An 8,332-nucleotide genomic window follows, 5' to 3' on the forward strand; every position below is an offset into this window, starting at 1 on the left:
CGGCCCTTACAACTGCCAGGAGCCAATGTCGGCATTCACGCCGTCGCCGTCAGGCTGACCGTCGGCGCCAAGGGAGAAGATATCGACTTCGCCGTTGGCACCCGGGTTGAGGTAGTTATAAGGACGGCCCCATGGGTCGTTGGGCAGGCGCTCCAGGTAAGAGCGCCAGGTGCTGTTTTTCGCATCGGCCGGCTTCTCTACCAGCACTTTGAGCCCCTGGTTCATGCTCGGGTAACTGCCGTGGTCCAGGCGATACAGCTTCAGGGCTTGCATCAGGCCGCCAATGTCCTGTTTCGCCGCCGTTGCCCGCGCCTGGTCGGGACGGTCGAGCACCTTGGGCACCACCATCGCCGCCAGGATGCCGAGGATCACCACCACGACCATGATTTCGATCAGGGTGAAACCCCGCTGCCCGCGAGGGCCTTGGGAACGGGCGTTGTAACGGGCAATCTGCATCTCGACGGTCCTTCGCTGGATTCGATTCGAGGCGCAGTGTTGCAAGAAAATATGTCAGTGATATTGAAAATGCTCAGGAGCTTGCGTCGTCAATCGGTCACGAACGCCGGCTAATCTTCAAGGCTGCCCTCACCCCGAGCCCGCGCCATGCCACGCCTCGCTCCACAAGCCGGCTTCACCCTGATCGAAGTGCTGGTGGCCCTGGCGATCATCGCCGTGGCCATGTCGGCCGCTGTGCGCGTGGCGGCGGTGATGACCCAGAGCAACGGCCTGCTGCGCGACAAATCCATCGCCCTGCTGGCCGCCCGCAGCCAACTGGCGCAGTTGCGTCTGGAAGGTCGTTTTGCCCAGGGCTCGAAAGTGTTCGAATGCGACCAGGGGCGATTGCTGTTGCGTTGCGAACAGAACCTGCGCCCGGCGGAAAACGGCCGATTGCTGCGGGTTGAACTGAGCGTGTCGGATCGCAGTCGCGAAGCACCGCCGTTGGCTCGGCTGGAGACGTTGGTCAGCCGGGAACAACCCTGAGTGGAGTGGATTAACACATCCTCTGTGGCGAGGGGATTTATCCCCGCTGGGCTGCGAAGCAGCCCTAATATCAGCCTCATCAAATGTCAGGCCTAATGCATTCTGCTATTTGGGGCTGCTGCGCAGCCCAGCGGGGATAAATCCCCTCGCCACAACGGCTTCAGCGGGTTAGCGAGGGCAAACTCACCGGATCCGGCAACCGGGCCAGGACCAGCCGGGTCTGCTCATTGCCGCGTTCGATGACCACCGCCTGCGCCTCGATCGCCACCAACCGTACGCCTTGGGCCACCCTTTCACCGACCAGGAAACTGCGCGGCGGTCCGTCGTTGAGACTGAGGATCGCCACGGGCGTGTGCGTGCCGACCATCACACCGCTGACCTTGATGTCCACCGCTGCCGGCTGGTTGGAGAACCATTGCAGCGCCGGGTTATCGGAACGTTCGGCCATGCGTTGCGGGGCGACATCCGGCGTGCGCGACTCGGCCGACGTGAGCAGCAGCGAAGACCAGGTCGCCACCCCGGCCAACGCCGCCAACAGCCCCACGGCCTGGACGATTTGCGCCGGGGACACACGCTCGATGAACGCCATGGCCTGAATCTCCTTTTTTGGGTTCCAGCGTCCAGCCTACGCGTCAATTCTCTCCGTTTTATTTCACATCCTTATCATCTTCACCGTGCAGGATGGTTTCACGCAAAGGAGCGCGCATGAACCTCGGCAAGCAACGCGGTTTCACCCTGATCGAACTGATGGTGGTGCTGGTGATCATCGGCATTGCCAGCGCCGCCGTGAGCCTGAGCATCAAGCCGGATCCGTTGAAGTTGCTGCGCCAGGACGGCGAGCGGCTGGTGCAACTGCTGCAACTGGCCCAGACCGAAGCCCGCACCGACGGGCGACCGATTACCTGGCGCTGGGACGCCAAGGGGTTTGGTTTCAGTCGCCGCGCCGATCAAGGCACCGGGTTGGATCGTTTCAAGGATGATCCGCAACTGCATCCACGTCGCTGGCAGAGCCCGTCGATGGAGGTTCGCGTGGCCCCCAGGCAGCGGGTCGTGCTGAATGCCGAATGGCTCGGCGAGCCCTTGCAGATCCGCTTGTCGGACGGCCTGAACAGCCTCACGGTGCAACGCAGTGCCGCCGGGCGGGTGCAACTCCAATGAGCGCACGGCAGACAGGCTTCACCTTGCTGGAAGTGATGGTGGCGATCCTGCTGATGGCGGTGGTCAGCCTGATCGCCTGGCGCGGGCTGGACAGCGTGACTCGTGCCGACAGCCATTTGCAGGCCAGTACCGAGCAGACCGAAGCGCTGCTGCGGGTGTTGAACCAACTGGAGCGCGACGTGGCCCTGCGCGCCAGCATCGAGCTGAGTGAACCGGTCAAACCCGGCGTCGACGACCCGCCCTCGACCGCACCGCCCGCCCTCACCGTGCGCAGCACCGAAGGTCGGGGCTTTCGCCTGGATGTGATCCGCGTGGCGGCGGCCCAGGAAGGCGAGTTGCAACGGGTGCGCTGGTGGCTCAAGGGTGACACGCTTTACCGCGCCCAAGGCCAGGCCCGCAGTCGCTACCCACTGCCCGCACCCGGCCCGGGCGTGGCCGTGCTCAGCGACGTCAGCGATGCCGGCCTGCGGTATTGGGACACGGAAAAAGGCTGGCGCAAGCTCAGCGGCAACCGCCAGGAAAACCCGATGGGCATCGAAATCAGCCTGACCCGCCAGACACCCCAAGGCACCGAGCAGTATCGACAGGTGCTGGGGCCGCTGGATTAGCTTGCGATAGCAGTGGGTCTGTCAAGGATGATGTCGAATGTACCGGCCTCATCGCGAGCAAGCTCGCACACAGAGTTAACGGGTGACCTCAAGATTTGGGCACAACACAGGGCCCCTTGTGTGCGAGCTTGCTCGCGATGGGGCTCGCCAAGCGCCGCAGTCCTCAGCTCAGCACCACCACCCCACCCGGCAATTCGGTACATTTGGCACCGTAGGCATCGCGGATCAACAGCGCCACGCCCGCCAACTGGTCGAGGCGAAACCGCGCCTGGACCTTGCGCTGGCCCAGTTCGCGGTTGAGCAGCAGCAACATGCCGGGACGGTAGCGGTTGATTTCGTCGATGACGCTGGCCAGGGTTGCGTTGTTGAACACCAGCACCTGCTCACGCCAGGCAATGGCCGCCGACACATCGGCGCGCTTGGGCGCGCCCACCTGGTGAGGCTCGTAAGTCATCTGCATGCCCGGCTCCAGGCGGAACCGCCGGCCTTGCACCTCGACCTGCACCACGCCCTCCAGGCAGGTCGCGCAGACGCTCCGATCGGTGTAGCGGATGTTGAAGCGTGCCTGGGCGGCGCTGATCCAGCCGGCGCCGGCCCGGACGCTGACCACCTGGGCACTGCGCCCCTGCACTTCAATCTCGCCGCTGAGCAATTCCAATCCTTGTCCGCCATCGGCCAGCGCGCGGCGACTGAGGCGGGTCTGGGTATTGAGTTCCAGGCTGACGCCTTCGGCCAGTTCCACTCGGCGCTGTTCGCCGACGTCGGTGACGTAGTCGGCTCCCAGCCCGGAAACACCGCCTGGCACCGTGGCGCGGATCAACAGGAAGGCCGCCGATGCCGCGATGGCGCCACCCAACAACGCCCGACGGCCGAAATGCCGGGGCGCCTGCAACGCTGCGGCGGCCGGTTGCAGCCCCTGCCACAACGCCTTGGCCTGTTCGAAGGCCTGGGCATGTTCGGGGCTCTGCCCGCACCACAGGCGCAAGGCCCGGGCATCGGCCACGGTGGCGCGCCCCGAGGTCAGCAGGATCAGCCAGTCTCGGGCCTCGCCGGCCAATCGGGCCTGGGGCGTGGCGTCAGGGGAAGCGATGCTGAAGATGTTCAAGCGCACACACACTCACGAAAGGGTCGGGTCTCTACTCTCAAGACGGTTTTCCCGCGCCGGGACCGAACCGCTGAATGACTTTTCTTTCCAGGCGCTGGGCGCAGTGCCCTAACGCAGCCTTGATTTCCTTCTCCACCATGCGCGTGGAAATACCGAAGCGCTGGGATATTTCCAGGTGCGGTGCTTCCTCCAGGCGTGCGGCAATGAAGATCCTGCGGCGGCGCGCCGGCAGTTCGTACAAGGCCTTGAGCAGGGTCTGCAGCTCCTTCTGCCCACCCACCACACGGGCCGGATCCAGCGCTTCATCCGAGACCTGCAGCAATTCCTCGATTTCATCGCCCGTGAGCAAACGCGCATCGGCCTGCCGGCGGTCGGCGGCGATATTCAGGGCCATGCGATACAAATAAGCGTTGGGCTGGGCAATCTCCTGGGTATCGACCATGCGATCGACCCGCAGGTAGGTTTCATGCAACACATCGTTGGCCAGTTCCTCGGAGCCCAGGCGTCTGCGCAGGCGCACCTTGAAATCCTCATACGAGGTGAGGAACAACCTCACCAACGGGCTGCGACCGGAATCTTTCATCGCCCGGACACCCCTTCCCCTGCTATGCATTCCATGCTTCTTCCTGATAAGTCGGGTAACAAAAGCAGGGTCACCGGCTGGCGCAACGAGCTGGGCGCCGGGCGGTCGATCCTGAGGTTTTGCAAACTGTTGACCAAGGCCTTGTCCCGCATCAGGTCGCCCGTGGAACTGACCAGGCGGCTGTGCTGGACCACGCCGTCCCGGCCGATCCACACTTGCAGCACCGCCCGGAAACTGCCTGGGCGGGTCAACGGTGAACGACACAAATTGCGCTGGATGACCGCCTGGATCGCTGCCGCGTAGTTGCTGTCACTCAAGCCTGGGGTGACGCCGGGAGGCAGCGGCACCTCTCGGACCCGCACCGGCTGCAATGTGAACGCATCCGCCCGGGCATAGTGCGCCGCCAGTCCGGTGCCGCTGAGCAATACCCTCAACCCTTCGGAAGGTGTGAACTGCCCCTGGACACCCAGCGTATGACGCTGGCTCGACAACTGGTGGTCCACCAGCACCGCCATGCCCGTCGCCCGGCTGAACTGCTCCAGCGCCGTGGTCAGTTCCTGGGGCGCGATGTCCAGGTCCACCAGGCCAACCGCCTGGATCGGCCCGGCCAGCAGACACAGCAACACCATCAGCCACCCCAAGGGCGCCCTGGTCAATCCACGTCCGCGCCGGCCCCCGGCTCTGCCCTGCTGCACGACTGACGTATCCGTTGAAAACCGTCATCCTGAGGGGTGTTTATGAATGTCGTATGACAACTGATACAAATCCTCCAGGCCGCACTAGACTGATGCCCTGACAACGCACCGTCCGCTGCGGCGGGCCAGGAGGTCGCAGATGAAACAGTGGATGAACATGATGGCAGGCCTCGGGCTGTTCATGGCCCTGCCCGGGGCCCAGGGTGAAGAAGCCCCGGCCTGTATCGAGGTGACCGTAGGGGGCTACAAGACCCCTGACTACAACTGCCTGAGTCGGCAGATGGGCAACGATCCCCAGGCCGCGAAGGCGGCGCAACAGGCCCAGGACGCCATGAATGTACCGGTCAACGAACGCGCGCCGAGCAGCATTGGCCTGGCCACCCCGGCGGCCACGGGGGTGCGCATGGGCAATACATTCGGCACTTCGGTCAAGCCCCAACGGCCGCCGGCTACCTCGGGGACCTCGCCGCTGCTCAAGTAACGACGCCGCTTTTGTGGCGAGGGGATTTATCCCCGTTGGGGCGCGAGCGGCCCTAAAGCCTGACAGCTCGGTATGTCAGATAGATTGAGTTCTTTGTTTTTGGGGCTGCTACGCAGCCCAACGGGGATAAATCCCCTCGCCACAAAAGCAGCTCGCCACAGTCTCCTCCAGGATTGGCAATCAAGCACTGGGACTCTGGCGAAAACTCACCGCCAGCCGGTTCCAGCTGTTGATGGTGCTGATCGCCAGGGTCAGGTCCACCAATTCCTCCTCGCTGAAACAGGCCCGGGCCTGGGCATAGATTTCGTCCGGCACCTGGCTTTCAGCCAACAGCGTCACCGCCTCGGCCCAGGCCAGGGCGGCGCGTTCGCGGGCCGTGAAAAAACCGCTGTCGCGCCAAACCGCCACCGCGTAGAGCCGGCGCTCGGTCTCGCCCTGGCGTCGTGCCTCCACCGAATGCATGTCGGTGCAGAAGGCACAGCCATTGAGTTGTGAAGCGCGGATCTTGATCAAGTGCAGCAGCGCCGGTTCGATACTCAGTCGGCTGGTCAGGGCCTCCAGGCCGATCATGGCTTTCATCGCCCCAGGCGATGCAGTGTAGTAATCCAGACGCGGGCTCATGGCGGGCTCCGTGGCATTCGAGACCTTCACGGTAGGCTCAGGGACCGGTCAATGACAGGTCCAATTCGTCGAAAAAACCGGGGACAAGTCCAATGCACAGGATTTTCCCCACGCAACTTCTATGCAGTCGCACAATGCGGGTAATCTTGCGCCTTTGACGCCGGGCACCAAACAACCGCCCAGGAGCTTGCGGGTATGGAACTTCATGTTGTCATCAACGGCCGCAAGGACCTGTCGGGCCAGTTGTATCAACAATTGCGCAGCGCTATCGAAAGCGGTCGCCTGGCGGCCGGCACGCAGCTACCGCCCAGCCGCCTGCTGGCCGAGCAACTGGGCGTCTCGCGCAAGACCGTCTCCGACACCTATGCCCAACTGACCTACGAAAACCTGCTCACCGGCATCATCGGCAAAGGCACCTACGTCAACGCACGGCCGGCCAGGATCGTGCGCAAGCAGAGCCACCGCGAGCTGGCCGGTGCCGACGTCGTCGAAGCCTGGCGCACCATGCCCGACCTGATGCGCCATCCCACCCTCGAAGGTGCGTTGCGCTACGACTTCATCGGCGGCGCCACGGGCAAGGGCCAGTTTCCGCTGGACGACTGGCGGCGTTGCACCGCCCATGCGCTGCGTCAGATTGCCAGTGCCAAGGGCTTCTACAGCCAGCCCGAAGGCCTGCCGTCGCTGCGCAATGCCATTGCCCGGCACATCGCGTTTTCCCGCGGGGTCAATTGCCAGGATGAAGACGTGGTGGTGTGCAACGGCGCGCAGCAGGCCCTGGACCTGATCTCGCGGGTGTTGACCCGCCCCGGCAGTCTGGTGGCCATGGAAGATCCGGGCTATCCACCGGCGCGCTTGCTGTTCGGCTCCCAGGGCGCCACGGTGGCCGGGGTGCCGGTGGACGAGCAAGGCATGCGGGTCGACCTGATCCCCGACGGCACGCGGCTGATTTATGTGACGCCCTCACACCAGTTTCCCTTGGGCATGCCCATGAGCCAGGCCCGCCGCAAAGCCCTGCTGGCGCGGGCCTATGAGCTGGGGGCGATCATCATCGAAGACGACTACGACAGCGAATTCCGCTACGAAGGCCGGCCCGCCGACTCGTTGCAGAGCCTGGATGAGCGCGGGATCGTGGCGTACGTCGGCACCTTCTCCAAGACCTTGTTGCCGGAACTGCGGCTCGGCTATGCGATCCTGCCGCCAGCGATTCTGGAAGCGGTGATCCTGGCCAAGCGCCTCACCGACCAGCACACCTCCACCCTGCCCCAGTGGGCGCTGGCGAAGTTCATCGCCGAGGGCTGCCTGCTCAAGCACATCCGCCGCTGCCACACCCTGTATGCCGGGCGCCGCGAGCGAATCCTGGCCCGCATGGGCGGGGATTTGTCGCCCTGGTTCGAGGCCGTGCCCACCACCGCGGGCTTTCATATGGCGGTGTTGTGCAAGGTCCCGATGGACCTGGCGCTGGTGATCGAGCTGGCGAAAAAAGCCGAAGTCGGGCTCTACAGCCTCGATGGCTTTTTCAACGAGGCCCCGGTGCGGTCGGGCCTGTTCTTTGGTTTTGGCGCTATCGAAACCCTGGACATCGACATTGCCCTCGACCGTTTGCGAGATATCTTGCAGCAGGTCGCCTGAGGGATTGGACTGGGCATTTATCCGCCTATTGGCTGTTTGAGCCGCACCCCGACGGGCCTATCCTGCACGGGTGTGGTTGAGCGTCGAGCAAACCCATTCGACTTGATTCAGGAGCCTGAACAATGTCTCGCCAAGTGATCAATACCGTACAGGTGCAAGCCGCCGCCGGTCGCTCGGAAGAACTGGGCCGGCAATTGCAGCAAATCGTCGAGACCTTGCGCGCCATGCCGGGCTGCGACGCCTATATGGTCGACCGTTGCCCGGACGATGGCGACCGCTGGAACGTCAGTGCCCGCTGGCAGTCGGAAGCGGCCATGCAAGCTCACTTCAACTGTCCAGAGGTGCAAGGCTTCATCAGCCTGATCGACAACCGCCTGGCCAGGAGCGTGGACTTCAATAGTTTCCCGGTTGTCTGAAAGGCGCCGCTTTATTTGATCGTTCCGGGTCGCGGAGGCGGTGGAAGATCGTTCC

12 protein-coding genes are annotated in these 8,332 nt (G+C 63.8%); 6 read left to right on the forward strand and 6 right to left on the reverse strand.

Annotated elements, in window-relative coordinates; all coding sequences use genetic code 11:
• Positions 1-6: 6 nt before the first annotated feature.
• On the reverse strand, positions 7-456 hold the full coding sequence (gspG, locus tag BT116_RS23125; RefSeq protein WP_046062736.1) for a type II secretion system major pseudopilin GspG: 450 nt from the start codon (positions 454-456) through the stop codon (positions 7-9).
• Between the two features lie 147 nt (positions 457-603).
• Between gspG and gspI the strand changes: the two genes are divergently transcribed.
• A complete protein-coding gene (gspI, locus tag BT116_RS23130) occupies positions 604-981 on the forward strand; it encodes a type II secretion system minor pseudopilin GspI (RefSeq protein WP_072347355.1) in 378 nt (125 codons plus the stop codon).
• Between the two features lie 160 nt (positions 982-1,141).
• Here gspI and BT116_RS23135 read toward each other — a convergent pair whose 3' ends face one another.
• A complete protein-coding gene (locus BT116_RS23135) occupies positions 1,142-1,570 on the reverse strand; it encodes a general secretion pathway protein GspC (protein ID WP_072347357.1) in 429 nt (142 codons plus the stop codon).
• A 116-nt stretch (positions 1,571-1,686) separates the two neighbouring features.
• On the opposite strand from BT116_RS23135, the gene gspH reads away from it, so the two are divergent.
• Positions 1,687-2,139: a type II secretion system minor pseudopilin GspH gene (gene gspH, locus BT116_RS23140; RefSeq protein WP_072347359.1), complete on the forward strand. Its 453-nt coding sequence runs from the start codon at positions 1,687-1,689 to the stop codon at positions 2,137-2,139.
• On the forward strand, positions 2,136-2,747 hold the full coding sequence (locus tag BT116_RS23145; RefSeq protein ID WP_072347361.1) for a PulJ/GspJ family protein: 612 nt from the start codon (positions 2,136-2,138) through the stop codon (positions 2,745-2,747). The genes gspH and BT116_RS23145 overlap by 4 nt, the downstream gene beginning before the upstream one ends.
• Positions 2,748-2,910: 163 nt before the next feature.
• Here the strand turns inward: BT116_RS23145 and BT116_RS23150 are convergent, their stop codons facing one another.
• From BT116_RS23150 to BT116_RS23160, 3 genes are read right to left on the reverse strand one after another with little or no spacing between them, the layout of a single operon-like run.
• Positions 2,911-3,852, reverse strand: coding sequence for a FecR family protein (locus BT116_RS23150; RefSeq protein ID WP_072347372.1), 942 nt, complete (start codon positions 3,850-3,852; stop codon positions 2,911-2,913).
• A 37-nt stretch (positions 3,853-3,889) separates the two neighbouring features.
• The gene (locus BT116_RS23155) at positions 3,890-4,435 is read right to left on the reverse strand and encodes a sigma-70 family RNA polymerase sigma factor (RefSeq protein ID WP_072347363.1); all 546 of its coding nucleotides are present in this window, start codon (positions 4,433-4,435) and stop codon (positions 3,890-3,892) included.
• Entirely contained in the window at positions 4,432-5,064 is a 633-nt protein-coding gene (locus BT116_RS23160; protein ID WP_063320780.1) for a secretin and TonB N-terminal domain-containing protein, read from the reverse strand. Before BT116_RS23160 ends, BT116_RS23155 begins: the two co-directional genes overlap by 4 nt.
• A 205-nt stretch (positions 5,065-5,269) precedes the next feature.
• On the opposite strand from BT116_RS23160, the gene BT116_RS23165 reads away from it, so the two are divergent.
• Positions 5,270-5,611 carry a hypothetical protein gene (locus tag BT116_RS23165; RefSeq protein ID WP_072347365.1) on the forward strand — a complete coding sequence of 114 codons (342 nt, stop codon included), beginning with the start codon at positions 5,270-5,272 and terminating at the stop codon, positions 5,609-5,611.
• Positions 5,612-5,791: 180 nt separating this feature from the next.
• Here BT116_RS23165 and BT116_RS23170 read toward each other — a convergent pair whose 3' ends face one another.
• Positions 5,792-6,232 (reverse strand): carboxymuconolactone decarboxylase family protein, encoded by a 441-nt coding sequence (locus BT116_RS23170; RefSeq protein WP_072347367.1) that lies wholly within the window; start codon positions 6,230-6,232, stop codon positions 5,792-5,794.
• A gap of 195 nt (positions 6,233-6,427) precedes the next feature.
• On the opposite strand from BT116_RS23170, the gene BT116_RS23175 reads away from it, so the two are divergent.
• Together BT116_RS23175 and BT116_RS23180 are read left to right on the forward strand one after the other, a co-directional pair.
• Positions 6,428-7,861 (forward strand): MocR-like pyridoxine biosynthesis transcription factor PdxR, encoded by a 1,434-nt coding sequence (locus BT116_RS23175; protein WP_072347369.1) that lies wholly within the window; start codon positions 6,428-6,430, stop codon positions 7,859-7,861.
• 122 nt (positions 7,862-7,983) lie between these two features.
• Complete coding sequence (locus tag BT116_RS23180) at positions 7,984-8,277, forward strand: antibiotic biosynthesis monooxygenase family protein (protein ID WP_063320776.1); 294 nt, start codon at positions 7,984-7,986, stop codon at positions 8,275-8,277.
• The last annotated feature ends 55 nt before the right edge of the window (positions 8,278-8,332 follow it).

This window comes from Pseudomonas sp. NFACC16-2 (assembly GCF_900119205.1).
Lineage (GTDB): Bacteria > Pseudomonadota > Gammaproteobacteria > Pseudomonadales > Pseudomonadaceae > Aquipseudomonas > Aquipseudomonas fluorescens_Q.